This window comes from Cupriavidus sp. LA-1, assembly GCF_055385985.1.
The window spans coordinates 451,669-476,544 of the sequence record NZ_AP031390.1 but is presented as its reverse complement, the minus strand read 5'-3'; the positions used below and the strand labels follow the sequence as shown (position 1 = coordinate 476,544).

Here is a 24,876-nt window from a genome sequence, read left to right as displayed (position 1 = left end):
GAAGTTGCTGCACAACCATGACTTCGGCGTCGCATCCGGGGGCCCGCAGTCGACGGTCCTGGAGCTAGTGGATCTTCTGTACGCACAAGCAAACTGAACTGACGGGGCCGTGCGCTGATCGCAACTGTTGCGAACGGCCCATCCGACCGCTTCATAAATATCGGGATTGCTGAAAGGCAATCCCGATATTCTCTTTACCGTACGGCTATGAAAGCTCGATGAGCAGTTGCCCCGCTTTCACGAGCATCCCTGGCTGTGCGAGCACCGCGGCGACGATACCGTCTGTTTCCGCGACAATGCTCGTTTCCATCTTCATAGCTTCGACGGCGGCGATCACCTGCCCTTTCACCACACGCTGCCCCGAACCCACGGTCACCGAAATAACGCTTCCCTGCATCGGGGAGCCGACATGCCGGGGATTGTTTGCATCGGTCATACGAACATCGCTCTTGGCCGCGCCCGCTTGGCGCCGCGTCGTCCGAATTGCCCTTGGTTGCCCATTTACATCGAAGTACAACCTGACCGAACCGCTTTCATCAGATTCGGACTGTGCTTCCAACGACACGAACAACGTCTTTCCGCGCTCAATGTCAACCACAATCTCCTGGCCAGGCTGGAGTCCGTAGAAGAAGATTGGCGTCGGCAGAATCGAGACATCATCGAATTCCTCCCGATGGGCGCAGAAATCACGGAACACCTTTGGATACAACAGATACGACGCCAAATCGTTGTCGCCAACCTTTCGCCCCGTCTCGCTAGCAGCAACTTCTCGAGCCGCCTCGAGGTCGACGGGTGGCAGATGCTGCGCTGCCCGCCCCTCAATAGGCGCGGCACCGCGCAGAAGCTTCTTCTGCAGTTCCGCTGGGAAGCCGTCTGCCGGATATCCCATGTCCCCTCGCAGCATGGCAACGACGGAGTCAGGGACAGAGGTTTCCTTATTCGGGTCATGGATCTCCTCCACCGACAGGTTGTTGGCAACCAGATGCAAGGCCATATCACCCACCACCTTGGACGAGGGGGTCACCTTCACGATGTCGCCGAACATAAGGTTGGCATCCGCGTATGCCTGAGCAACCTCACTCCAACGCGATTCCAGTCCGAGCCCGCGGGCCTGCTCACGTAGATTGGTGTACTGGCCGCCTGGCATCTCGTGGCGATACACGTCCGAAGTGCCAGACTTCATGTCTGCTTCGAACGGCTCGTAGTTCCGGCGTACCGACTCCCAGTACGCGCAGAACGGCTGGATTTCCTTATGGTCGATAGCAGGACGTCGTGGGGAATGCTCCAAGGCTGCTGCGATGGCACCCAAGCTGGGCTGCGACGTCAGCCCGCTCATGGAGTCTATCGCGCCGTCGACAGCGTCTACCCCAGCAGCAATAGCAGCAAGTACGGTGGCAGCCGAAGCGCCGCTTGTATCATGGGTATGGAAGTGAATGGGTAGACTTACTTCGCCCTTCAAGGCCTTAACCAAGGCGGTGATCGCTTCAGGACGGCACACGCCAGCCATATCCTTGATCCCGAGAATATGGGCTCCTGCACGCTCCAGCGATTTCGCGAGTTCCACATAGTAGCGAATGCCGTACTTTCTCCGCTTTCCATCCAGAACGTCGCCTGTGTAGCAGATGGCTCCTTCGCAGAGAGCACCGGCTTCGATTACCGCGTCCATTGCGACGCGCATGTTCTCGACCCAGTTGAAGGAGTCGAACACTCGAAAGAGATCGATACCGGAGGCCGCCGCGCGTTGGACGAAGTACTTGACGACATTGTCCGCGTAGTTCGTGTAGCCAACGGCGTTGGATCCACGAAGCAGCATCTGAAAGAGGATGTTCGGGACTGCCGTCCTTAGCAGTTCCAGACGCTGCCAAGGATCCTCCTTCAAGAAACGCAGTGCCACGTCAAACGTCGCCCCGCCCCAACATTCCATGGAGAACAGTCCGGCGAGCTCCGTAGCATAGTGCGGCGCAATTGCCACCATATCGCTCGTACGCATACGCGTTGCAAAGAGCGACTGGTGAGCGTCTCGCATAGTGGTGTCCGTCAGCAGCACCGCCTCGCTACTCTTCATCCATTCGACGAAGCCTCTCGGCCCAAGAGTCCTCAACAGGTCGCGTGACCCCGGAGGAATAGCAACGTCCACGCTCCGTGCAGGCAAGGGATGCTCAAATGCGATGCTACGCGGAGCGGCCCGGCCCTTCATGTCAACGCTTCCATTGACATTTACGTCGGCGATGTAGCTCAGAAGCTTCGTGGCACGGTCCCTTCGCTCTCGGAAGACAAATAGGTTCGGCGTGCTGTCGATGAAACGTGTCGTGCAGTCACCCGACACAAAATCAGGATGGGCCACAACGTTTTCCAGGAATTGCAGGTTCGTTGCGACGCCTCGCACGCGGAACTCACATAGCGCACGGACCATTCGCTCGTTTGCTTCTTGCGCGGACCTCCCACTGCAGGTGACTTTGACCAGCAGCGAATCGTAGTATGGCGTGACCACGGCTCCGGTGTATGCCGTGCCGGCATCCAGACGCACGCCGAAGCCCGTGGCGCTTCGATATGTCGTAATCTTGCCGTGGTCGGGCGCGAAGCCGTTTTCCGGATCTTCCGTCGTGACGCGGCACTGAAGCGCATGCCCCCGCAGCTCGATGCCATCGCGGTCCGGCACTCCCGACTCAGCATCGCCAATACGTGCGCCCGCAGCGATACGGATTTGGGCCTTCACGATATCGATGCCGGTAACCTCTTCGGTTACGGTATGTTCAACCTGCACCCGAGGATTCACTTCAATGAAGTAGAAGCTTCCGGTATCGGCATCCATCAGGAATTCCACCGTACCGGCATTCACGTAGTCTACGGCCTGCGCCAGCTTGAGGGCCTCGCCGCACACTCTGGATCTCGATTCGTCATCTAGATAAGGAGCAGGCGCACGCTCGACGACCTTCTGATTTCGCCTCTGTACTGAGCAATCGCGCTCGAAGAGGTGCACAATATTCCCGTGATAGTCACCGAGGATCTGGACTTCAACGTGTTTCGCACGCTGAATGAACTTCTCCAAATAGACCTCGTCGTTTCCGAAGGCTGCCATGGCTTCACGCCGCGCCGCCGTGACTGACCCTTCGAGTTCGTCTGCACTGTGAATGGCGCGCATCCCGCGTCCTCCGCCACCCCAGCTGGCTTTGAGCATCAGCGGATAGCCAATCGCATCGGCCAGTTTCCGAATCTCTTCGATGGAACCCGGCAGAGCGCCAGTCGCCGGAACGACCGGCACCCCGACACGTACCGCCACGTCTCGGGCCGCGACCTTGTTCCCAAGCTCTCGCATGACATGGGGCTGCGGCCCGACAAAAGCCATGCCCTCCTCAAGGCATTTCTCCGCGAACTCCGGGTTTTCGGACAGGAAGCCATAGCCAGGATGCACGGCATCGGCTCCCGTCTCCTTCGCAATGCGGATGATGTCGTCAATATCCAGATAGGCGTCGACAGGCTTCTTACCACGGCCAACCAGATAGCTTTCATCGGCTTTGAACCTGTGCTGCGCGAACCGATCCTGATGGGAGTAGATCGCTACGGTTTTGATACCCAGTTCGGTCGCCGCCCGCATCACCCGGATGGCGATCTCACCACGGTTCGCAACAAGCAAGGTTCGGATTTGTCTCATGTTTTCTAGAACTAACAATGTGTTTGCATTCCCGCAATGTTGGGCGGACGCTATGCGTCGAGGGCTGACGCAATCAGGAAGGTTGGTGCTCCACGAGGCTGCCAACGTCTGCAGCGGTAGCGCACCTGACAAGCATTCGAGCGCGGGGTAGTCGACTACGGTGGTCTCTTATCGGACGCGCTCTAGGATTCGCCTGGCGGCTTCGATAACGGGGGCATCGACCATCTTTCCGTCGATAGAAAATGCACCAACATTCCCGTTCTCTTTGGCGTGGTCTAAGACGCGGCGTGCCCATTCGGCAGCTTCATGGCTTGGCGAGAAGCAGGCAGAAACATGCTTCACTTGCGCGGGATGAATGCACAATTTCGCGCCGAATCCTAGACGACGGCCACGCTCAGTTTCCTTCTGCAAGGCATCTGCATCCTGAACGGCAATGGTGACGCCGTCTACAGGGGGAAAGATTTTGGCCAAACGCGACGCAAGGGTGATCTGCGTCCGGAAAGGCAGGAGCTCGTCGCCATCTTCCTCGATGCCCAGGTCCAGACAGAAGTCCACGGTCCCGAAAATGAGGCGACTGACTCCCGGACAGCTCGCGATGTCTTCAACATTGGCGATTCCCCGCGCGCTTTCGATAATGGGCAGAAGATCCTTTTCGATGCGGATCGCCCGGGTGATATATCGAAGCAAATCCGCGTCTTCGGCCTTTGGCACCACAATCCCATCGACGCCGGCGAGGCGGCAGAGAGTAAGGTCTTCCTCGAACTCCCGCGTACCCACAGCATTGATACGTACGTGCCCCGTGCCGCCTTGCACAAAGTAGCTCCTTAGATTCGCGCGCGCGTCAGCCTTGTTCTCCGCGGAGACTGCATCCTCGAGATCGAAAATTACGACATCCGCCCCGGAATTGAGGGCCTTTTGGAACCGCTCGGGTCGATCGGCGGGAACAAAGAGATAAGTGTTGGGAGTGCTCATGGTATGACTTTCGATGGCGGACGGCTTGCGGACGTGAAAACCATACGGAGCACCCGATCCAACCACTCTCGTGAAATGATTAACTTCGGGCTCGCGCTGACAGGCCATTTTGTGGTTCGCTTCGCAGTAGGCGCTCTTGGCTGGCGTGCTGCCGATAGCCGCCACTATCGGCTTACGCTTAGGAGTCGTCCGTAGACAAAAAGGGGAATAGTCTTTGGCGGGTCGGAACGTTGAAGGCGTTACACGGCTTTGATATCGCGAAGGTGCTGAATCTCTTCCTGCTTCCGCCCGAGCCTTCGAAGGATCGAGTCGGTGTGCTCACCCAGTGCGGGTACACCGCCCATGCGCGGCGGTACATCGCTCGGTAGGGCGGGCGGCAACAGAGTCGGCAGATTTCCGACCGGCGACGACACTTCACGCCAGCGATCCCTCGCCTTTAGCTGGGGGTGCGCCCACACCGCGTGCATGTCGTTGACCGAAGCATTCGCGATTTGCGCAGCATCGAGACGCTCTGTCACTTCCTTCGCGGTCAACTTCGACAGTGCATCATTAATGATTGCGGTGAGCTCAGCGCGCGCTGCGGACCTGCGGGTATTGGAAGAGAAGCGCTCGTCGGTCGCCAAATCCGGATTGTCCAGGACAACACGACAGAACGAGGCCCACTCGCGCTCGTTCTGGACTCCAAAAATGACTGTTTTTTGGTCGCCCGCCTGGAACGGCCCATACGGGAAAATCGTGGCATGTGCAGCACCGGCTCGCACGGGGGGCGCTGCCTCCTCGAAGGCGTAATTCAATGGGAAGCCCATCCACTCGACCATGCACTCCAGCATCGAGATATCGAGGTGGCTCCCCTTGCCGGTCCTCTCTCGCTGCAACAGCGCAGAGAGAATGCCGCTGTATGCGTACATTCCCGCCGAGATGTCGGCGATCGAGCAGCCAGCCTTGACATGCTGCTCCGGAGTACCCGTCACAGAGAGGAAGCCGGACTCGCTTTGAATGAGCAAGTCATACGCCTTTTTGTCGCGATACGGTCCATTGCTTCCGTACCCAGAGATATCGCAGACAATGAGTCTTGGGTACTGTTCGTGCAATGCCGCAAACGACAGGCCCAGTCGCTCCGCAGCCCCCGGGGCCAAGTTCTGGACCAGAACATCTGCTTCTGCGAGCAGGGCCGACAACACGGGCTCTGCCTCGAGGTTCTTTACATCGAGGGTAAGGCTCTCCTTGCCCCGATTTGTCCAAACAAAGTGAGATGACATCCCTCGCACGCGCTCGTCGTAGGCCCGTGCGAAGTCGCCGAGGGTCGGTCGTTCAATCTTGATGACACGTGCCCCCAGGTCCGCCAATTGCCGCGTGCAGAAGGGGGCCGCGATCGCATGCTCCAAAGAGAGGACCGTAACTCCATCGAGGGGACGCATTTTTATGATCTCCGGTATGTGCGGCGCGTGGACGTGCGCCTGTAATGACAATGCGGTGCCTGGCTCGACGAGCAGACATGACACCAAGGATGCATGTCATTCTGGACCAGGGATGCATTTCCGAAAACCCGAAATTGCCGAATGCCACGTTCGAAAAAACCGAACCGAGGTGCTGTTTTAGGCCCTTGTTGGGCACCGTATCAGTATAGAATCACGCTGTTGCGACGGGCTAGGCATTCACACCCGAGCCTATAACCGTGAGAATTTTAAAATGCACTTCGATTTAAGGGATTTGACGCTCTTCGTTGCTGTCGCCGAAGAAGGCAGCCTTTCTCGCGGCGCAAAGAAATGCTTCAGGTCAGCTGGTACGGCAAGCGATCGTATTCGAGAATTGGAGGAGCAATTGGACACGCTGCTCTTCTATCGAGACGCCAAAGGGGTTATTCTGACCCCTTCGGGCGAGCTCCTCCTAAGCCACGCCCGCGTCATCCTCAGGCAAGTGGAACGCGTCAAAAGCGAGTTCGGCAGTCAGGCAAGTGAGGGAACCGGGCATATCAGAATATTCGCGAACACTACTGCGGTAACTGAGTTCATGCCGGAACTGCTTGCGAAGTTTCTGGCGGAACGTCCGCGCGTCACCATTGACCTTCAGGAGAGGCTGACGCGCGACATCGTGAGAGGCGTTCGCGATATGACGGCTGATTTTGGAATAGTTGCCGGACCGATAGATGCTGACGACCTTGAAGTTATCCACTTCAGCACTGACCGCCTGGTCTTGGTCACACCAGTTAGGCACCCGCTAGAAGAAGCGGAAACTGTTACGTTCATGGATACGCTACGTTGGGAACATGTAGCCCTCCACGAAGGCAGTACCCTACATGCCTTTCTTTCAGACATTCTTCATCGACACGGCAAGAACTTCTCCGCTCGCGTCCAAATGCGAAGCTTCGAAGCGATGTGCCGGATGATCGAGGCAGGCGTGGGAATCGGGGTGTTGCCTCAGTCCGCTGCAATCCGGCACAGCAAGACGATGCGCTTAGCGACAATCGCTCTGTCTGACGCCTGGGCAATTCGTGAGCGGAGCATAATTGCCCGACAGATCGATGTTCTGCCCCGCTGCGCCAAAGCTCTCATTGCAGAGATCTGCGCACTAGACCAGCCTCACGGCAGCCGTGAAGTGTAGTAATCACTCTTCACGACCACCGGCTGGCGTGTCTGCGGAGTTGAGCGATCAGGTAATGCTACATGCCTCCATCAGCCCCCCGAGTCGGGAATTCTCCGCGACTCACACCTGGATCGCATACCATGCGGCGGCCACCGCGTTGCTCCAGGTGTGGTCATACGCTGACAAGGCTGTCCACGAGATTCTCCTTGGCCGCGGGAATGCGCTGAGGCATGTCGAAATTGAGGGTTGCCCGCTTCGTCCGGTCCGTGGTGGGGTGCGAAGCGACGTTGTGACATCACCCGCTTTGTCGAACCGGTTATTGATCGCGGCGAGGCGTGGGGGAACATGTCGAGGACGTAGAACGAAGGAAAGTCGTCAACGACTCCGAAGTAATGTCGTCAATCCGCAGGGTGACGGCGTCATATTCGGACGATCTCAGGAAAATCAAACACTTACTTTTAGCGAAGGAAAGTTGTCACCGCAGAAAGATCGCTAACGTGTCAATCAGGCAGTGTGAAGCGCCGAAGTGGCCCTAAAAGTCCGCCCTGCCCTCCATCTGGTCGGAGGCTAGAACCCGGGAAACGACAACGCTGGCCAACGTCTTTCGCCGCCTTTCTTGTGATCGCGGACTGCGACCAAGTCAATGCCTGTGGGACGTTTAGCCAAGGCTCTTGCATCCGAAGCCATACTCAAAGTGCGACCGCATCAACGCCTTGTGGCACTCCGGCCTCAGGGGTCGAACACCACCTGGTCGCCACACTTGCCGACCATAGAGTGCTCGGCATTGCGCGCAACGATAAGGTGCCTCGAGAAGTTGCATGTTCAAGCTGAACGGCGTTTCGTGACCACACCGAAGACACGCGGATTCCATGGGGCAACGGTGAGCGGGGCATCGAGTCACGGTCGCCATTTGATGCAAGAGGCAGTGGTAGCCGCGTGTCATGCAAAAACGACAGTAGCGGAGCACTTCGCAATAGCGTCGCTGCTCCGCTTCCTCGATGAGTGCCACGCGGAGCGTCTTTTTCGGCAAGCCTAAGGCCTCGTTCAACCGAACAGTATTCACCAGTCCCTGCCGCGGCGGAATGCTCTCGTAAGGATTCAGGTCCGGGCTCAGCAGCCGCATCACAGCGGTACCAGACAACGCATTCGCCATTTGGAACTTCCACAAGATCGAGACAAGCGATTCCCATGGCTCGATCCACTTCTTGTCGAACACGTAACCCAACGCCGGTGTGAGCTTTGCCTCATCGATTGTGAGGATAGGGAAGCGCGGCGCCCCTGCTTCACAAGGCGGCGGAGACGAGCACACGTCCGGTCGCATGGCGTGATTGGACATAGCCGCATTGCCGTACTGCGTGAGCCCACAAGGCTGGTTCGGGACAGTAGCCCGGGCAATCCCTGATTTCGCTGTCTTTTAGCAGGATCTCGACGGCTCGAGCAAACGATTCCATGGGGATCTCAAGGTTGCCTGGCAAACTAGCCTTGTGGTGCGCCGTCTCGAACGCCTCCCACACCGCGTCAGCATCGTTGACCAGCCGATAGCCAGCATCAAAGGCTTGCGGAACATAGAATCGGGTAAAGCTCCACTGGCTACGCTCAGGATAAGCCGTCTCGTCATAGCCGCTCAGACACGTCGCCACGTCCTTCGCATTTCGAATGCCATAGAAGGCCAATTCCTCGACCATCAGCCGCGCGACAATCTGAGTCTTCCCTGCCAACTGCATGGCCGTCTTCTGTGCGAGCAATTCTTGCTGCCCGACGAGGAAGGTGAATAGCTTGATCTGCTGTCGGTCCAGCGCATCGTGAACATCGCGCAGCCATTCGTACTCATTGTCGTTGTAGCGTTGCGCCTCATCACAGAAGAGCAGAACCATGCCGCTGCCTGCCCGAGCGGCGGCCTCACGAATTCTCAGTGCGAGGCGCATACGTTTCGCCGGGTTGGCGCCAGCGTTAGGATCCTGGTCGCCAACCGCTTCAAGCAGGTTGGCGAAGAAAGGTCCTTCGGCATGCCTCGGCTTGTGTTCGCATCGTGCGTGGTAGCTGACCATTCGTGGGTGATTGCGTGCCAGCAGCAATCGCACGTACTCGATTGCCCGTGTTTTCCCGATGCGCGACGGGCCGTAGATCAACGCCCCCATGATCCTGTAGCGCAGGCATCGAGTGACCAATTCGTAGAGTTCTTCGATGGCCGGCGTGGCGATGCGATAGTTGCCGGTGGCCAGGGGGTGCTGCGATGGATCGATCGGACGCGGTATTTGAAGCGACATGATGACTCCCACGGGAGTAACAGCGTTAAAAGACCTGACCGGTACCAATATTCAGCTTCTTCGGACGTGTCGGTGTTTTCGGCGCGGAGGCCTTGTCTACTGTCGGTGCGAACTCGGCGTTTGTTGTGGGCTGCGCAGCGGATCCTCGCCGCCCCATCGCAGTTCGTGCAGTCGGCGCGGAGGACAGAATTCGCTTTGCCTCTGCCAATTCAGATGCAGCCTTCCGTGACTTCTTTGCCTGCTTCATCTTTCCGTCGACGTAGTCGGCAATCGGATCCGCTTCGACTTCCCCACGCGGTCGCTTCTTGTCTTTCTTCTCTTGATTGATTTGCTGGCGTAGTTTCAGGTTGTGCCGCAACACGCTCCACCCCCCTTGCGCCTCCAAGAGCCCTAACTCAACACCGTCAGGTTGGAACGCTCGGACACAACGAAGATCATCGGCATTCAGATAGATAAGCAGGCTCTTGCCGATCAAATCCGTGCTGCAGGCCAGGACGCTGCTTGTGTAGCGCACGCCATACAAGTTGATGTGCGGTCGAATACCCCGGTGGAGGTATGCGCGCACTGTGCAACGCCTTGCCGATTGCATCAGGCACAGCGTGCGTCGCCGATGTTCGGGTAGCCATGTCAACAACTGTTCCTTGCCGCGAATGAAATACTCCATCGCCTCAAGTGGCGTGACATTGTTCAAGCTGGCATGCGGCGTACCGTTGTAGCTGGCGATCGCGTATTCGACCAACTCCTCCAACTCGTCAAACGACACAATCAGGCGTAGATTCCCCTTGGGATCGGCCAGCGCACGCCGCAAATCGCGTGGATGGGAGCCCGTATAACCAGGCAATCGGGAAGACAGTCTGCTCGCAATCGTGCCGAAGAATCGTTCGATGTAGGGTCGATCATCAGGGCTGTACTTCGGCCCTGCGTCGGCGCAACAGCCAACGAATTCGCACAAAGCGTTCAGCGTCTCCTTGGCGAGGTTCGCCTTCGCATTGTCAAGCTTTATCCACTCCCAGGTGGTGTACGCGAGCTCCGGCAAACGCTGCGAGGGAAAGCCGTCGTGCGAGCCGTAGACCAAACCAGGAATGGTGAAGTGGCGCGGTCGATGCGGTTCCAGGGCAGATTCGATGGTTTTAATGACGTCGTAGCGGCTATACTCCCGACCCAGCGCCAAGTGATAGCCCAGCACCGAACGCGTGCAAACGTCGATGATTGCGAGCAACCAAACGCGTTCGATTTCGAACTCATGTTCAAAGCCCAATGCATCGCGTACTACCACCTTCAGCCGAATATCGAGTCGGTGCCCGTCGAACTCCACGACCTGATAGGGACGCGTGGCCGGCCGACTTTCTGACCTATCGTAGTGAGGCAGTCCCTTCAGGTGCGTGGCGCCAGCTGCCCGTGCCGCCGTGCGGAAGCTGCGCAGCAGCTCGACTTTGAGCCGCGCGGATAGCGACCGAATGGCACGGCCATTCGTATTGAAGGGGTAGTCCGCCGCCGTCAGACCGAGGGACCGGCATTGCCACAGAAACTCCGCGTGCAGGGCATTCAGGCCAACCACGCGTGTCTGCAGTCTTCCATCGGTATGGACCTGTTCGAGCAAGACGCGGCGCTGTTTTACTTTCAGGAGCAGCCACCCCGCGAGCGTCGGAAAGCGCTCTAAGAAAAGCGAGAACGCACCCGCTTTACCACTTCCGTCTTCACTGGACCGGCCATTGATCGGACTTACGCGGACGTACTCATTGACGCGCACGTGCGCGAACAAGGCCCGGAATCCAAAGATGCGTCCGTCAGGATGCGGAGCCAAGCCTCGCTCGAGCCACCGATAAATCTGTCGACGGTTGAGGCCGGTTACCTTCTCAATGTCCTTGACACGTTCGCCGCGCGCGTAGCGCTCGACGGCCTCTATTCTTCGCTTCATGACACCGCGCGCTTCGGCGTCAAGTTCGGTCCACGCAATGCTTGGCCACGCGCTCAAGTCGATTGATTGAAACTCAGGCTTGCGGCGAATCATGAGCGGCCTCCGCGACTGCAAACTTCGTCATCCACGACAATGGATCGGTTCGCAATTCCTCAGCATGTACGCGGCCGGTTTGCAGTAGACTGAAGACGGCGGCGCGCACAAGCACGGGGTCACCATTCGAGAACTCGCGCTCGATGGTAAGAAGCGGCTTTGGACTGGCCACAAAGCGCTCGACCGCGTCGAGCAGTGACACTGACACGAGACCGCTCGTGGCTACGATGCTTGGCAGCATGCGGTGCCAGTTGTCGATCCAGATGCGTGATGCTGCCTGTTCGGCCGCGTCGACCAGCCGGACATTGAGCACATCAGCGCTGAACTCGACGCCCTTTTTCGCTTCTTCATCGATAACTGGATCCGGCAGGAGCACCAACTCCTGACGGTCGGAGTACGAGACCAGGAAGTCTGCAAGGTACCGGCGTTCGCGAAACTGAATGAACCCGGGACGCTCACAAAAGTGGGCAATTGCCGGATCGGATTCGATCATGACCCATTGGTCGAACGCACAGCGTCGGTAGAAAGTCAGCCGCCGCTTCAGCTTCGGACTGAAGGCTTCGAAGCGGTGCGCACCGTGCGGGCGGACGAGCGCAACCGGCTCCGCTATGCGCAGAGATTCTTCCATAAGATCAATGCCTTACGAGCGGGATTCGAAGTCTAGGACGCCAATTGACAAAATTAATCCGGACTAATGCGAATTGACGACTTTGCTTCGCTGAGAGTGCAAGCAATATTGTCAACTCATCGGCCGGACTTCTATATACGGCGCGGGTTCCAGGCAGATTCCGGAGTGACAGAATGGCTTCGTTCTACGCTTCTGGAGTGCTTTGGCAATGGGCGTGTCGTCAGGTGTAGGCACGTTGTTTGAGGCGGCCACCGCCCACGCAGCCGCACCTGTTTCCGTTGTCGCTGTGCACGGCATCAGCGCCCACGCGTGCAAGGTCGATCCGTTTCTGTACGGTGCCAACGTGACTGACCGCCGCGCCCCGTTCACGGACGGTGCCAACGTGACCGACCGGCGTGACCCGTTCACCGACGGCGCCTGAGGCGCGGGCCAACTTGGCCACCATCATCGATTTGATCGTCACCAAAAAGGCCGCGCCTTGCGCGCTTGAAAGCCGCCTCGGGCGGCTACACCCGGCCGGGGCCTCGCTGACCGCGCCACCACTAGTGTGTATGAACGCTAGTCGGCGAGACTCCGCCCGTTCACCTGGGCGAGCCTGGACGGGATGTGCTCCGGAACTGCTTCCACAGCTTCCGTTGATTATCACGATCGTCCGTTACGCGTGCCGCCAGAAAGCCGCGCGCATAGCTGGCACCAGCGGAGGCCTTGCGATGGTGCTGCTGCAGATGACCTAGTAGGCCATCTGCCACCGCCATGTCGTTGCCCCAACCCAAATCATCCTGCAATTTCGCCAGTACCTGTCGATACGGCTTCAGGCTCCTCTGCTTGAAGAGGTCGGCGAAGAATTCAGCCGCGTAGCGCAGTTTCTTTGCCGCGATCCGCGCGCGGTGGCGATGATGCGCATCGAGTTTGTGCAGGCCTCGTCCACGGCGGACGAGCATACGATGGCGTTTGCGCAGGACCCGATCGGCAAGCAAACCGACACATTTCTTCAGCAACTTGCGCGTTTCGTCAGATGAATCGCGCCATGGATTCGTCGTGATCCAGTGATCGAGCGCGAGCGCGACGCGGGCATAGCGCGGCGACTGTACTGCGGCCGTTGCCTTGGCGTGGCGGGCCTCCGCGATCTCGGCGGCCGCCGCTTTGGTTTCCGCCATGGGGTCGCGCTTGTCGTTGCCTGCATCAACCTGCGACAGCGTGGAATGCGCCAGCACGTACCAGTCACGGGATTGGCCGAGTTGGTCGGCAATCCACTTCACTTCTTCCTCGAGGGCAGTCGGAATTGTGACCACATCCTCGAACATATCGAGCGCCGAGCGGAAGCGGCGCAGTCCCACGCGCATCTGATGCACGCCCTCGGGCGAATGTTCGGTGGCGACCAGCGGCGCATTAGCATGTACTTGGGCCAGGCAGTTGTGCAATATCTTGCAAAGGGCCTCTTCCACGGTGTCTTTCTTCCTCAGCGCGATGGGCTGGGCTCTGACTGCCGAGCGGTTCTCGGTTAGCAGCAAGTCGTAGCCGCGGTCGCTCTTGCTCTGCATGCTCAGGCTCAACGGCACCTTGTCGATGAGCCGTAGCCCGATTTCGCCAAGGCGGCGGGGATCGCCATGTTTGAGTTCCAGTTCAAGCTCGGAGAACGAGCGAGCCTGCTCCGCCGCCGTGACTTTTCCTGTGTCCAGTGCGAGTTCGATCTCCTCGCCGCTGGCCAGCTTCAGCGTCCACAGTTTGCGTGTGACCGTGGTTCGGAAAACGGGGACCAGTCGATCCGCCAGCACGCCGTTCTTGAGAAGCTGGAAAAGTGGCGAAGACCTTGGCACGGCCGCGCGCAGGGCGTCGAGATCAGGGCTTGCCTCTTGCAGCTCGCACTCATACTCTTCCCGCTCGAACAGCCCGCCGCGCTGGTCGCCGGACGACTTCAGGGTCTGAACGAATTGGTCGCCATTGCTGCGGACGCGCAAAGCGGCGCCATTGCGGCGCAGCAGAAAGTCCGGCGTATCGAAGTATTCGCTTTCCAGGGCCTGTTCCTGTGGCGAATCCAATTCCACATCCAGCAGTGTCGGCAATTCGCGCATGGCGGCAGCCTGCTGTGCCGCCAGTTCAAACTTTAACTCTCTTTCCATGATGTTGTTCCCTCTTTGAGGACCGCGGTGGCACTTTTACCGTAAGGCCGCCGCTCAGTTCCTACATCGGAGCCCCGGACTTACGCGCCGCTGGCTGCGAAAGCCGGGGCTGCGGCACGTCGCGTGTGCAATATCGTGGAAAGCTGCAAGAGACATGCCCTCGCCGGGCCGCTGCGAATCGTCGCGCGCGACGGTGGCGTCGGATCAGGTAGTGGCCGTGGCATGGAGGCGCGTCCCGTGAGGAAGACAAGCCAGCGGGGACGCGGCGGGCCGAATGATTTCATGATCGTGAACTTATAATCCGAAGTGGGATTGGCTCCCTTCTAGACGACGGGAGCTGCCCCATGCCCGCCAGCGATAACGGTTGCAGGCGAAACCTGGCGATTAATTGCATTTTTGGCTTCCGCGTAACGGCTTCCTGGTGTTGAAGATCGTCATTCGTGCGAGCCACGCTCAACATTCATGCGAGCGTAGCATTTTTACGCTCAGCATTCGTGCGACTGTATCTTTCCCATGCGAAACAAGGTCCCGGTGGGGCGTTGCGTGCGCTCTTCGAAGCAGTTGATTAAAATTACCAAGGTAATAGAGATTCCAGTACCAGGTCGTTTCAAGCTTGCCGGGATGTTGCACGCACATTGAAAAGGCCGGATCCAGCCACTCGAGTCTCCAGAATGGCGAACCGACATCGGCAGGATTCAGGATCAAACAGGGATAGCAATACGGTAAGCGACGTCTTTCGTAGATCCAGCCGATTGGGGTCTGCATAGCTCTCAAGCGATCCACGCTCACGCGGGTTAGCTGTGAGAGACGTTCCAAGGTCTCGATCGGCACTGGCGGAAACAGTAGCCATTTCCTTTGCGTCAGGGTCGGCATCGGACCGAGATCGGCGTGCGTCCAAAGCTGTTCGACCGTCATGGAGTACTTTCCAGCGAGTCGTCCCAGCCAGCCTCCAAACGCCTCCCCATCAAAAGGACGCGGTGCAACGGGCCACGGCCTCGGCCGGTTAGAGCATGCAGCTCCGGGCGTGTTCAATGTGGCAGACATCAATCATTTCCCGTCCATCGCGGATCGCAAGCTCAGTGGCAGAATTCAAAAGCCGCGAGACCTCACCGGTCAAGCCTCCGCTCGCCTCTAGAACCGCCGAGACAACCTCTCGCCTCGACAGATTTGACGGCCGCCGCAAAGGAAGAATGCGCTCGAATGCCGCCATGAGGCCTCGGAAGGCTTCCGACTCCTGCCATCGAGGCATCTCGAAGCGAGCAAAGCGACTGCTCATTTGCGCATCGGTCTGAAGTGCAAACTCGGCATCGTGCGTTCCCACAAGGACAATTGTCATCTGGAGATCGTTGGCGAGAAATTTGAGCAGGTTCAGTGAGGCGCGCTGCTCGCGATAACTCCCCGCCAAGAGGTGATGAACTTCATCGACAACCAGCATGCGCGGTGAAACTTGCCGTAGCACCTCGCGACTCAGATTCTCGAGCACGCTGAGCTTCGCTGCTGCGTTGAACGGCGCTCCAAGCTCAAACAGGAGCGATGCGTAGAAGCGGCTCTGGTCGGGCGTCGGTGGCATCTGCATAGACACAACCCTCCGGTGCTCCACGCCTGCTATTTCGTCGTATTCCGGAGGATGGCGCCGTTCGAATTTCGCGATGACCTGGGTCTTCCCGATGTTTGAGTCGCCATACAGCAGCAGGCACGGCATACGCTGCCGTGGAGGGATCTTCACCAACCGGTCCAAGAGTTCGAACGCCTGTGTTGCGCGGGGATAGTCGATCCATCGATCCCGAGCCAAGGCAAGAATGCGAACATTGTCGTCGCTCTTTGCTAAAGAACGGACATCCGGCAGAAGGTGTGTCAAGGAAGCACCCATTGCCAGTTCACAGTTGCTCGACGTGATAAATTGGAGCCGGCTTGCTGTAGTCGACGTCCGGCGTGGACGATGACGCATCGGGGGATTTCGTCTGTTGACTGGACCGCCCGCTCGCCGGGAAAGGTGAAGTCTCCCCTGCTCTTCCGCGTCTGTCTGCAGATCGCCGCTTCGTTGTTGCCCCTTCTATGAGGCTGCGTTGTGCGGCGATCGCATTGAATATCGCAGACTCCGTGACATGGGATTTTCCCTGCGATCGGAGATGCTTCAGTGCCGCCTTTTGCTCCCACAGGGAGATTCGGTCACGCCGCAAGTCGGCAAAGCTTGCCTCAACGTATTCCTTGCCATCGGCACTGACGAAGACTTTCGATAAGTCCTCAGGATGGTATCTCACCACGACGCGACGGTTAGCTGCGCGCCAGGCGGCGAAGATCGGATGCCAATAGTGCAGATAGAACAGCATCAAGCCGTCAGCCTGGATGGTGCGACGGGCTATTGGCAGGAACTGAATAAGGAAGCGAAGCTCTTCGGCAGCCGAGTCGGGAAGAAGCCGCGGCTTCGATGCTTCAGACAACGTCGACCACGCTGAGTATGGTGTTGCGCCGCTTAACCCTCGATGGGCACTGTGATGGTAGGTCTGTCCGATTTCATACATCAACCATTGCTCAAACTCTCGGATGGTTAATGCGGCCTCCGCTTCTGGCTTGCGAGCCTTTCGTCCTTTCGTCGAGGATCCGGTCGAGCCCGGCAGACTGTGTACTTTCTCCATCATGGTCCGGTTCAATCTTTCTATATGGCCCCCGAAGTAGGGTCGGCCAGGCGGGCGATACATCAGTTCGATTCCGTACTGATTGCAGCCCGCTTGCAGTGCCCTACTCTTGAACTCGGCAGCGTTGTCGAGATGCAATACCTTCGGCACGCCATGCATTGGCCAATCTACAGCGACGTCTCTGCTCGCCAACCAGGGCGCCTTCGGCAGGGCCATCCGCGTGAGAAGTAGAGCGACAGTCGCCGCGTTAGGGCGGTCGAAGCCGACATACAGGGCCACGACTGATCGTGAGGCGACGTCGATTGCCAAAGTTAGCCACGGTCTGCCAATCGTGTGGCGAAACACCTCATCGACCAGCATGATGTCGGCAAGTGTGTGATCGATCTGAACAATATCCAAAGGATGCCGTGCCGCAAAGTGGCCCGGCGCTGCGCCGGAAAGCTTCATGTTTTCTTTGTCACGGTGGTCGGCCCACCGGCGGGATATCGTTGGCCGTGAAGGTGGTGTGGCGCATGCAGCGGCGCACCGCATGTGAACCTCTCGGCAAATCGCATCAAGGGGATGCGCGAGATGCTTCTGCCGCGGAAGCCAATCGGATAGGACATCCTGAACGATTGCCTCCACTTGTTCCGACAACATGTATTGCCCGCGCCGTGGCCCTGACGGAGACGGGAGCAATGACGCTGTCACCGGGTCTTCTAGAAAGCGTCGGCGCAACCGGTAAACGGAAGAACAGTGCAAGCCTAATAGCTGTCCTGCAAGCGCTGCCTGCTCGCGGGTGAGTGGCGCTTGGCCAAGCGGGCGGAAGATTTGCGCCGCTGCCAATTCGCGCTCGCCGGGCTCCTCTTTCATCGAAGGCCCCAGTGGTTTTTCGTCGTCTTACATTAGGCGATTTTTGGTCGTTTCGACGTAGTCTCAAGAATGTTGGGCATCCAAGGCTCCGGCGTTGCTTTTCGGCAACTGTCGAAAAGCGTGCTTGCGGACGAATTTCGCTTACAAATCAAAGCGCTTGGGCAATGTGATCGCTCTTACACAGCTGTTCATTGCTCGCATGAACCTTGTACCTCAACAATGGCATTTATCGCCATCCACCGCATTGAACTTCATGGCGATGCGGAACCAATCGAGAATCCTGCCTGCCCTGGCGCAAACTTATCGCCGTCGTCGCTAATCATCGTCACGCGTTCATTGGTCGCCACACCGTCTCGACAGAGGAACTGATCGAGCCGCGCAATCACCTCCAAAACTCCGTCAGCGCCATGGTCAGTGTCGTTGCCCTCGCCGGCCAACCTGGACCTACCGCGAGCTGATTTCAGAGCATCTGCCGCAGCACGAATACCTGGGCGATCTGGTGCGCGAGAAGCTGGTCTATTTCCCTACGGTCACGCGCGAGGACTTCCACAACCGCGGCCGGATTACCGAGCTGATCGAATCGGGCGAACTGTTCGAGCGGCTGGATGTGCCCGCCTTCTCGACAGAAAACGACCGCATCATGCTGTGCGGCAGCCCTGACATGCTGAAGGAAGTCCGGCTCACGCTGGAAGCGCGCGGCTTCACGGAAGGCAATATGATCGAGCCGGGCCATTTCGTGCTCGAAAGGCCTTTGTGGGCTGAGAGCTTGGCGCGGGTTAGCAAGACCGTGGCTGGCAGGCGACGTAGCAATAGACCCCGAAGGTTGTGAGAAACACCCCCGCGAGTTGCGCCCAGCCCGATTCCGCGACAAGCGCCAGGCACAGCCCAAGGACGCCCGCGCCCCCGGCCGCAATTCTCGCCAGCATCGACGATAGTGCCAATCCTGCGGGATTGCGGCCATTTCCGCAGGGCGTACGACGTCGGCACATTGCGCGGCCACCCGGGTCTTCCGGTGCCGGTCTGGGAACGGCGCGGCCGCCCCCATCCCTAGATCCTGGACGCCCCACAATCACGCCGCAGCAACGCTGGCGCGCTTTCCCTTGACCGACGGATGCTCCGGACGCCTGAGGCCGAGATGCTCGCGTAGCGTGGTCCCCGTATACTCGCTGCGGAACAGCCCGCGCCGCCGCAGCTCGGGCAACGCCAGTGCGATGAAATCGGTCAGCCCGCCGGGCAGGACCGGCGACATGACATTGAAGCCGTCGGCGCCGTAGTTGAGGAAACGCTCCTCGAGCTGATCCACGATCTGTTCCGGCGTGCCAACCAGCTGCCAGTGACCGCGCGCGCCGGCCACGCGCTGGTACAGCTGGCGGATGGTAAGGTTCTCGCGCCGGGCCAGGTCCAGCACCAGGCGCTGGCGGCTCTTGCTGGCATTGGTCGGCGCAAGCTCCGGAATGGGACCGTCGAGCGGATAGCCGGACAGGTCGAAGCCGCCCGTCAGGCCGGCGACCAGCGCCAGGCCCACTACCGGGTCGATCAGCGATTGCAGTTGCTCGAACTTCTCCTTCGCCTCGCTCTCGCTGTGGCCGACCACCGGGAACACGCCCGGCAGGATCTTGAGGTCGTCCGGCGAACGCCCGTAGCGCGGCAGGCGGCCCTTCAGGTCGGTGTAGAACGCGACCGCCTCCTCCAGCGTCTGCTGGGCCGTGAATACCGCTTCGCCGCTGCGGGCCGCCAGTTCCTTGCCTGCCTCCGAGGAACCCGCCTGCACCACCACCGGATGTCCCTGGGGCGGGCGCGACACATTGAGCGGTCCCTGCACCGAGAAGTGCTCGCCCTTGTGCCGCAGCACATGGCGCTTGGCCGGATCGAAGTAGTGGCCGCTCGCCTTGTCGCGCAGGAAGGCGTCATCCTCCCAGCTGTCCCACAACCCGGTCACCACATCGGCGAATTCCTCTGCGCGCTGGTAGCGATCGGCGTGCGCGAAGTGCTCGTCCCGGTTGAAATTGCGGGCCTCGTGCTCGTTCGATGTGGTGACCAGGTTCCAGCCGGCCCGGCCGCCCGAGATATGGTCGAGCGATGCGAACTTGCGCGCCACGTGGTAAGGCTCGTTGAAGCTGGTTGAAGCGGTGCCCACCAGTCCAATGCGCCCGGTAACGGCCGCCAGCGCCGACAACAAGGTGATCGGTTCGAATTGAGCCTGGTAGCTGTGCGCGGTGCGGCTGAGGAATTCGACATTGTCGCCGCGCGTGCCCACACCGTCGGCCAGGAAGATCAGGTCGAACTTGGCAGCCTCGGCGGCCTGCGCCAGAGCCACGTAGTGCCGGAAGTCGATACCGGCGTCGGCCTTGGAATCGGGATGTCGCCAGGCGGCGATATGGTGCCCGCTGGGATAGAGAAATGCGCCCAGGCTCATCAATCCTTCGCGTCTTGCCATGCCTGCTTCTCCTGTCATGCCATGCGGTCCTGCGGCGTCGACCGCCGCGGCGAGGGTGACATCGTAGGGTTCGCCACCGGTCTTGCGAAGGTAGACGTTCTTCTATCCATAGGCGGGCTGCCTGCATATCGATGGACGGAAGCCGCCGGTCCGGAACATGCGAAATTCACAGTTCGCCTTGCCGATGCGATATGGCACGCTTGGCCTGCGCGGGCGGCTCGCGACAGCCACCCGCGACTTCGACACTTCCGATCGCCTGCCCAGATTCCCAGGAGCTCCCATGTCTCAGCCACGCATTAGCGAACACGACATCCATCCTCTCTTTCTCCAGCGCTGGTCCCCGCGTGCCTTCACCGGTGAAGCCATCGACGAGGCAACGCTGCTGCGCTTCTTCGAAGCCGCGCGCTGGGCACCGTCCGGCTACAACGCGCAGCCCTGGCGCTTCCTCTACGCACGGCGCGACACGCCGGAATGGCAGCCGGTCTTCGCGGCGCTTTCCGAATACAACCAGGGCTGGGCGACGCGGGCGTCCGCGTTGGTGGTGATCCTGTCGCGCAAGGTCTGGACGCCCCCGGGCAAGACCGAGCCGCAGGCCATCACCACGCATTCCTTTGACGCCGGCGCGGCCTGGGCCAACCTGGCCTTGCAGGTCACGCTATCGGGCTGGCACGCCCACGGCATCGGCGGTTTCGACAAGGACGCGTTGCGCGCCGCGCTCGACGTGCCGCAGGACTATGCCATCGAGGCCGTGGCCGCCATCGGCAAGCAGGGCGACAAGGCGCAGCTCCCCGAAGCATTGCAGGCGCGCGAGTATCCCAACCAGCGCCACCCGCTCCGCCAGCTGGTGAGGCAAGGACGCTTCACCTTCGAGACGGAGTGACTGGCGGGCGGCGGGGAGCGCGGGCGCTGAATATGCAACCTCGGATTTCTTCCGGCTGGCACGCTGTATATCCATATCCGAAAGCCTTCTTTGTTCACCGCGGCGCCGGGCGATAGCATCGTCTCCTCTTTGTTCTTATGACCAGACATGCCCGCGCTCCCACTTCCGTTCCTTCGCATCGCGGCTGCCGCGACCCTGTCCTGCCTTACTCTGAACGCCGCTTGGGCGGATGCCACGCTGGACCGCATCAAGCAGCGCGGTAAAGTCTCCATCGGCGTGCTCGTCGGTGGCAGCCTGTTTGGCTCGATCGACCCCGCCACGCAGCAGCTCGTCGGCTGGAATCCCGATCTGGCGCGCGACCTGGCAAAGCGGCTGGGCGTGGAAGCCGAACTGGTACCTGTACAGCCTTCCAATCGCGTGCAGTTCCTGCAACAAGGCAAGGTTGACCTGCTGATCGCGTCGATGGAATACAACCCCGAGCGCGGCGAGCTGCTCGGCTATGCGCCAACGCCGTTCTACCGCGTCGGCGGCACGGCTGCTGTGCTCAAGCGCAGCGGCATCGCCAAATGGGAGGACCTGCGCGGGAAGACGGTCTGCGCATCGCAGGGCAGCAGCTACGTCAAGCCCCTGCAGGAACAGTACGGTGCCCAGGTGCGCGGCTTCAAAACCTCCGCCGAATCGTTGCTGGCACTGAGGGGCGGCCAGTGCGTCGCCGCAGTTCATGACGCGACGCTGATCCACCCGCTGGTTCGCAGCAACGCCGACTGGGCCGACTATGCCGCCCCAATCTCCACCGAGATCCTGCCCGCGCCATCAGTGGTCTGGACCCGCAAGGGCGAAACGGACACCATCGCCGCAGTAGACAAGATCGTCCAGGAATGGCACCGCTCGGGCTGGCTGATCGCCACGGAAAAGCGGCTCGGCATCACGCCGCCGCAGCCGCTGCTGCCAAAACTGCAAGCACGCTTCAAGAACGCGTCCTGAGCCGAGCCCTCCCCACCTGCGTTACGGCGCCATCCTGACATGAAGAGAGTCTTCCTGCTATTACCCTTCGTCTGCGCCGCGCTGGCCGTTTCCGGCCATGCGCGGGCCGATGCCACGCTCGACAAGATCAAGCAGCGCGGCAAGCTCGCCGTCGGCATCGACGGTCCGAGCCCGCCATTCGGCTTCCTTGATACCACGACCGGCAAGGCTGGCGGCTACCAGACCGAGCTTGCGGCAGACCTAGCGAAGCGTCTTGGCGTCGAACTCGAAACCGTGCCGGTCACAGCCGCCACACGCGTGCAGTTCCTGCAGGCGGGCAAGGTCGACCTCCTGGTTGCCAACATCCAGTGGACACAGGAGCGTAGTGAGATCCTGAGCTTTGCGCCAACGCCGTATGACTTGGTCGGCGGCGCGGCCATCGTGTCGAAGGCGAGCGGCATCAAGCGCTGGGAAGACCTGCGCGGCAAGGTCGCCTGCGTCTCGCAGGGCAGCAACTTTGCGCGCCCGCTGGCAGAGAACTACGGCGCCATCGTCAAGGGCTTGCGCGGCATTCCCGAATCGCTGCTGGCGCTCAAGGGCGGTACGTGCGTGGCATCGGTACATATCCAGCCCGCGCTTTACCACACGCTGAACGGGCCGAGCGCCGGCGAGTGGAAGGAGTTCACGCTTGCGACCGAGGACCAGCTGATTCCGTCGCCCACCGTCGTGTGGACGCGCCGCGGCGAGAAGGATACGCTCGCCTTCGTCGACAAGACCATCCGTGACTGGCACCGCTCCGGCCTGCTGCTGGCCACCGCGCGCAGGTACGGCGTGCCCGACGGCGCCTACATAAAGGCGGCGAACGCCCGCGCGCAACAGGGGAAGTTCGACGTGGCGCCTAACGACTTCACCGTCTTTGCGGAGGGCAGGAAACCATGAGCTTGCGCCTGCTTTCCTGGCTCACGGCCCTGCTGGCCATGACGTCTATTTCTGCCTACGCCGACGCTACCCTCGACAAGATTCGCCAGCGCGGCACGCTGGTCGTTGGCGTGGTGCTCTCGGGCCCGCCGTTCGGCACCATCGACCCAGCGACACGCAAGCATATCGGCTACAACGTTCAGCTATCCGAAGGCGTGGCGAAGGGGCTCGGCGTTGCGCTCGAGACGATACAGGTACAGCCCTCGAACCGCGTGCAATTCCTGCAGCAAGGCAAGGTCGACATCCTGATCGCCAACATGCAATGGACCCAGGAACGCAGCGAGATACTGTCCTTCGTGCCGACGCCGTTCGAGGAAGTCGGTGGCGCGGCGATCGCACCCAAGGGCAGTGGCATTGCGAAGTGGGAAGACCTCAAGGGCAAGCCGGTGTGCGTCTCGCAGGGCAGTAACTTCACCCGACCGCTGGCCGAGCAATACGGCGCGCAAATCCGCGCGTTCCGCGGCCAGCCGGAATCGCTGCTGGCACTGCGCGGCGGCCAGTGCTCGGCCGCGGTCCATGTCAGCCCGACCTTGCGCGAACTGGTGTCCGGCAATCCGGACTGGAACGACTATCAAATCGTCTCGCCGTCGGACCTGATTCCCTCCCCCTCGGTAATCTGGCTGCGCAAGGGTGAGGCCGACACTCAGGCGGCAATCGACAAGATCGTGCGGAGCTGGCACCGCACCGGCTGGCTGATCGATGTAGGCAAGCACAACGGCCTGCCGCCGACACCGCTGCTGTACCAGTTTCACGAAAAGTTCAAAACGTCGCCGGCCTGACCAGATGCCTTCCGAAGATACACGTTTCCCTGCAGAGCGCCTGCGCGTCCTGGCACGGAGCCTGCTGCAGGCCTGGGGCATGCCGGCCGACCTCGCCGCCGCAACCGCCGCACTGATCGTCGAAAGCGACCTGCTGGGCATCGAATCGCACGGCGTATCGATGCTGCCGCAGTACGAAGCGATGTGGCGCCGCGGCCAGCTTCGCCCGGACGCGCGGCCACGGCTCGTGCGTGACGGCGTCGCGGCCGGGCTGTTTGACGCGGGCGCCGGCCTTGGCCACGCGGCGTCGGAGCAGGCGATGCAACTGGCGGTGGTGAAGGCGCGCACTGCCGGTATCGCGCTGGTTGGGGTACGCAACTCGCATCACTTCGGCGCCGCCGGCGTGTACGCGCGCATTGCCTCGCGTCAGGGCCTGCTTGGCCTTGTCACCAGTTCCGCGCAAGGCGTACTGCTGGTGCCGACACGCGCAGCCGAGCCGGTGCTCGGCACCAATCCGATCGCGTTTGCCGCGCCGGTACCCGAGGACTCGCCCAACCAAGACCTGGTGCTGGACATCGCGACGACGACGGCAGCCGCCAACCGAGTGAAGGTCAAGGCCCTGCGCGGCGAGCCGGTGCCGGCGGGCTGGGTCGTCGACGGCAGGGGCGAGCCCGTGACAGACCCGCAGGCAGCACGCGAACAGGTCTTCGATCATGCCGACGGGGGCCTCACGCCGCTTGGCGGCAGCTCCGACGGCGCGAGCCATAAGGGGTATGGCCTGTCTCTGCTAGCCCAGGTGCTCGGCGGCACGCTCAACGGCGGCGCCTTCTCGCCGCTGCACCGTCGCAGCCACGGCACGAACGCGCCGGCCAATGTCGGCCACAGCTTCATCGCCATCGATCCGGGTTTCTTCGGCGACGCCATCGACTTCAGGCGTCAGCTCGACGCCATTATCGACGTGCTGCATGCCACCCGTCCTGCCGACCCCGCGCAGCCGGTACTGGTGCCCGGCGATCCCGAAGCCGCGGCGCGCGCCGAACGGCTGCGTGCCGGCGTGGCGCTGCCGGCGGCACTGCTGCGCCAACTCGGCGAGCTGGCCGCGGACGCCGGCGTGCCGGACCTGCTGCAACCGGACTGAC

18 protein-coding genes and 1 pseudogene are annotated in these 24,876 nt (G+C 60.5%); 8 read left to right on the top strand and 11 right to left on the bottom strand.

Annotated elements, in window-relative coordinates; translation table 11 throughout:
• Window positions 1-205: 205 nt before the first annotated feature.
• The 3 genes from ACZ5MJ_RS36375 to ACZ5MJ_RS36365 form a co-directional block, all read right to left on the bottom strand.
• Window positions 206-3,652 carry a pyruvate carboxylase gene (locus tag ACZ5MJ_RS36375; RefSeq protein WP_464227540.1) on the bottom strand — a complete coding sequence of 1,149 codons (3,447 nt, stop codon included), beginning with the start codon at window positions 3,650-3,652 and terminating at the stop codon, window positions 206-208.
• A gap of 168 nt (window positions 3,653-3,820) precedes the next feature.
• Complete coding sequence (locus ACZ5MJ_RS36370; RefSeq protein ID WP_464227192.1) at window positions 3,821-4,624, bottom strand: HpcH/HpaI aldolase/citrate lyase family protein; 804 nt, start codon at window positions 4,622-4,624, stop codon at window positions 3,821-3,823.
• A gap of 239 nt (window positions 4,625-4,863) precedes the next feature.
• Complete coding sequence (locus tag ACZ5MJ_RS36365) at window positions 4,864-6,042, bottom strand: CaiB/BaiF CoA transferase family protein (protein ID WP_464227191.1); 1,179 nt, start codon at window positions 6,040-6,042, stop codon at window positions 4,864-4,866.
• Window positions 6,043-6,313: 271 nt separating this feature from the next.
• Here ACZ5MJ_RS36365 and ACZ5MJ_RS36360 point away from each other — a divergent pair, with 271 nt between their 5' ends.
• Complete coding sequence (locus tag ACZ5MJ_RS36360; RefSeq protein ID WP_464227189.1) at window positions 6,314-7,225, top strand: LysR family transcriptional regulator; 912 nt, start codon at window positions 6,314-6,316, stop codon at window positions 7,223-7,225.
• Between the two features lie 1,265 nt (window positions 7,226-8,490).
• Here ACZ5MJ_RS36360 and ACZ5MJ_RS36355 read toward each other — a convergent pair.
• Genes ACZ5MJ_RS36355 through ACZ5MJ_RS36345 form a run of 3 tightly spaced genes read right to left on the bottom strand, consistent with a single transcriptional unit; the run spans window position 8,491 to window position 12,113 of the window.
• Window positions 8,491-9,474 carry an AAA family ATPase gene (locus ACZ5MJ_RS36355; protein ID WP_464227188.1) on the bottom strand — a complete coding sequence of 328 codons (984 nt, stop codon included), beginning with the start codon at window positions 9,472-9,474 and terminating at the stop codon, window positions 8,491-8,493.
• A 25-nt stretch (window positions 9,475-9,499) separates the two neighbouring features.
• On the bottom strand, window positions 9,500-11,485 hold the full coding sequence (locus ACZ5MJ_RS36350; protein WP_464227187.1) for a helix-turn-helix domain-containing protein: 1,986 nt from the start codon (window positions 11,483-11,485) through the stop codon (window positions 9,500-9,502).
• On the bottom strand, window positions 11,466-12,113 hold the full coding sequence (locus tag ACZ5MJ_RS36345) for a hypothetical protein (protein WP_464227186.1): 648 nt from the start codon (window positions 12,111-12,113) through the stop codon (window positions 11,466-11,468). The genes ACZ5MJ_RS36350 and ACZ5MJ_RS36345 overlap by 20 nt, the downstream gene beginning before the upstream one ends.
• Window positions 12,114-12,321: 208 nt before the next feature.
• Here ACZ5MJ_RS36345 and ACZ5MJ_RS36340 point away from each other — a divergent pair, with 208 nt between their 5' ends.
• The gene (locus tag ACZ5MJ_RS36340; protein ID WP_464227185.1) at window positions 12,322-12,534 is read left to right on the top strand and encodes a hypothetical protein; all 213 of its coding nucleotides are present in this window, start codon (window positions 12,322-12,324) and stop codon (window positions 12,532-12,534) included.
• Window positions 12,535-12,694: 160 nt separating this feature from the next.
• Here the strand turns inward: ACZ5MJ_RS36340 and ACZ5MJ_RS36335 are convergent, their stop codons facing one another.
• From ACZ5MJ_RS36335 to ACZ5MJ_RS36320, 4 genes are all read right to left on the bottom strand, one after another.
• Window positions 12,695-14,233 (bottom strand): CYTH and CHAD domain-containing protein, encoded by a 1,539-nt coding sequence (locus ACZ5MJ_RS36335; RefSeq protein ID WP_464227183.1) that lies wholly within the window; start codon window positions 14,231-14,233, stop codon window positions 12,695-12,697.
• Between the two features lie 453 nt (window positions 14,234-14,686).
• A complete protein-coding gene (locus tag ACZ5MJ_RS36330; RefSeq protein ID WP_464227182.1) occupies window positions 14,687-15,277 on the bottom strand; it encodes a TniQ family protein in 591 nt (196 codons plus the stop codon).
• Complete coding sequence (locus ACZ5MJ_RS36325) at window positions 15,237-16,103, bottom strand: TniB family NTP-binding protein (RefSeq protein ID WP_464227181.1); 867 nt, start codon at window positions 16,101-16,103, stop codon at window positions 15,237-15,239. Before ACZ5MJ_RS36325 ends, ACZ5MJ_RS36330 begins: the two co-directional genes overlap by 41 nt.
• Before the next feature lie 7 nt (window positions 16,104-16,110).
• Window positions 16,111-17,721 (bottom strand): transposase, encoded by a 1,611-nt coding sequence (locus ACZ5MJ_RS36320; RefSeq protein ID WP_464227180.1) that lies wholly within the window; start codon window positions 17,719-17,721, stop codon window positions 16,111-16,113.
• 445 nt (window positions 17,722-18,166) lie between these two features.
• On the opposite strand from ACZ5MJ_RS36320, the pseudogene ACZ5MJ_RS36315 reads away from it, so the two are divergent.
• Window positions 18,167-18,469, top strand: a pseudogene (locus ACZ5MJ_RS36315) (ferredoxin reductase domain-containing protein); the annotation flags it as partial.
• Window positions 18,470-18,790: 321 nt separating this feature from the next.
• On the opposite strand, the gene ACZ5MJ_RS36310 reads toward ACZ5MJ_RS36315, so the two are convergent.
• Window positions 18,791-20,158 (bottom strand): LLM class flavin-dependent oxidoreductase, encoded by a 1,368-nt coding sequence (locus tag ACZ5MJ_RS36310; RefSeq protein WP_464227179.1) that lies wholly within the window; start codon window positions 20,156-20,158, stop codon window positions 18,791-18,793.
• 280 nt (window positions 20,159-20,438) lie between these two features.
• Here ACZ5MJ_RS36310 and ACZ5MJ_RS36305 point away from each other — a divergent pair, with 280 nt between their 5' ends.
• The 5 genes from ACZ5MJ_RS36305 to ACZ5MJ_RS36285 all read left to right on the top strand — a co-directional run bounded on the left by ACZ5MJ_RS36305 (window position 20,439) and on the right by ACZ5MJ_RS36285 (window position 24,875).
• A complete protein-coding gene (locus tag ACZ5MJ_RS36305) occupies window positions 20,439-21,038 on the top strand; it encodes a nitroreductase family protein (RefSeq protein ID WP_114130170.1) in 600 nt (199 codons plus the stop codon).
• 147 nt (window positions 21,039-21,185) lie between these two features.
• Window positions 21,186-22,022 carry a transporter substrate-binding domain-containing protein gene (locus tag ACZ5MJ_RS36300; RefSeq protein WP_464227178.1) on the top strand — a complete coding sequence of 279 codons (837 nt, stop codon included), beginning with the start codon at window positions 21,186-21,188 and terminating at the stop codon, window positions 22,020-22,022.
• A gap of 39 nt (window positions 22,023-22,061) precedes the next feature.
• Window positions 22,062-22,940 carry a transporter substrate-binding domain-containing protein gene (locus tag ACZ5MJ_RS36295; protein WP_436225415.1) on the top strand — a complete coding sequence of 293 codons (879 nt, stop codon included), beginning with the start codon at window positions 22,062-22,064 and terminating at the stop codon, window positions 22,938-22,940.
• Complete coding sequence (locus ACZ5MJ_RS36290) at window positions 22,937-23,758, top strand: transporter substrate-binding domain-containing protein (protein WP_464227176.1); 822 nt, start codon at window positions 22,937-22,939, stop codon at window positions 23,756-23,758. The genes ACZ5MJ_RS36295 and ACZ5MJ_RS36290 overlap by 4 nt, the downstream gene beginning before the upstream one ends.
• A gap of 4 nt (window positions 23,759-23,762) precedes the next feature.
• On the top strand, window positions 23,763-24,875 hold the full coding sequence (locus ACZ5MJ_RS36285; protein WP_436225413.1) for an Ldh family oxidoreductase: 1,113 nt from the start codon (window positions 23,763-23,765) through the stop codon (window positions 24,873-24,875).
• Window position 24,876 lies beyond the last annotated feature (1 nt).

Coding starts and splice junctions, on each gene's coding strand:
- ACZ5MJ_RS36375 (WP_464227540.1), bottom strand. CDS start 3,652: ATGAGACAAATCCGAACCTTGCTTGTTGCGAACCGTGGTGAGATCGCC.
- ACZ5MJ_RS36370 (WP_464227192.1), bottom strand. CDS start 4,624: ATGAGCACTCCCAACACTTATCTCTTTGTTCCCGCCGATCGACCCGAG.
- ACZ5MJ_RS36365 (WP_464227191.1), bottom strand. CDS start 6,042: ATGCGTCCCCTCGATGGAGTTACGGTCCTCTCTTTGGAGCATGCGATC.
- ACZ5MJ_RS36360 (WP_464227189.1), top strand. CDS start 6,314: ATGCACTTCGATTTAAGGGATTTGACGCTCTTCGTTGCTGTCGCCGAA.
- ACZ5MJ_RS36355 (WP_464227188.1), bottom strand. CDS start 9,474: ATGTCGCTTCAAATACCGCGTCCGATCGATCCATCGCAGCACCCCCTG.
- ACZ5MJ_RS36350 (WP_464227187.1), bottom strand. CDS start 11,485: ATGATTCGCCGCAAGCCTGAGTTTCAATCAATCGACTTGAGCGCGTGG.
- ACZ5MJ_RS36345 (WP_464227186.1), bottom strand. CDS start 12,113: ATGGAAGAATCTCTGCGCATAGCGGAGCCGGTTGCGCTCGTCCGCCCG.
- ACZ5MJ_RS36340 (WP_464227185.1), top strand. CDS start 12,322: ATGGGCGTGTCGTCAGGTGTAGGCACGTTGTTTGAGGCGGCCACCGCC.
- ACZ5MJ_RS36335 (WP_464227183.1), bottom strand. CDS start 14,233: ATGGAAAGAGAGTTAAAGTTTGAACTGGCGGCACAGCAGGCTGCCGCC.
- ACZ5MJ_RS36330 (WP_464227182.1), bottom strand. CDS start 15,277: ATGTCTGCCACATTGAACACGCCCGGAGCTGCATGCTCTAACCGGCCG.
- ACZ5MJ_RS36325 (WP_464227181.1), bottom strand. CDS start 16,103: ATGGGTGCTTCCTTGACACACCTTCTGCCGGATGTCCGTTCTTTAGCA.
- ACZ5MJ_RS36320 (WP_464227180.1), bottom strand. CDS start 17,721: ATGAAAGAGGAGCCCGGCGAGCGCGAATTGGCAGCGGCGCAAATCTTC.
- ACZ5MJ_RS36310 (WP_464227179.1), bottom strand. CDS start 20,158: ATGGCAAGACGCGAAGGATTGATGAGCCTGGGCGCATTTCTCTATCCC.
- ACZ5MJ_RS36305 (WP_114130170.1), top strand. CDS start 20,439: ATGTCTCAGCCACGCATTAGCGAACACGACATCCATCCTCTCTTTCTC.
- ACZ5MJ_RS36300 (WP_464227178.1), top strand. CDS start 21,186: ATGCCCGCGCTCCCACTTCCGTTCCTTCGCATCGCGGCTGCCGCGACC.
- ACZ5MJ_RS36295 (WP_436225415.1), top strand. CDS start 22,062: ATGAAGAGAGTCTTCCTGCTATTACCCTTCGTCTGCGCCGCGCTGGCC.
- ACZ5MJ_RS36290 (WP_464227176.1), top strand. CDS start 22,937: ATGAGCTTGCGCCTGCTTTCCTGGCTCACGGCCCTGCTGGCCATGACG.
- ACZ5MJ_RS36285 (WP_436225413.1), top strand. CDS start 23,763: ATGCCTTCCGAAGATACACGTTTCCCTGCAGAGCGCCTGCGCGTCCTG.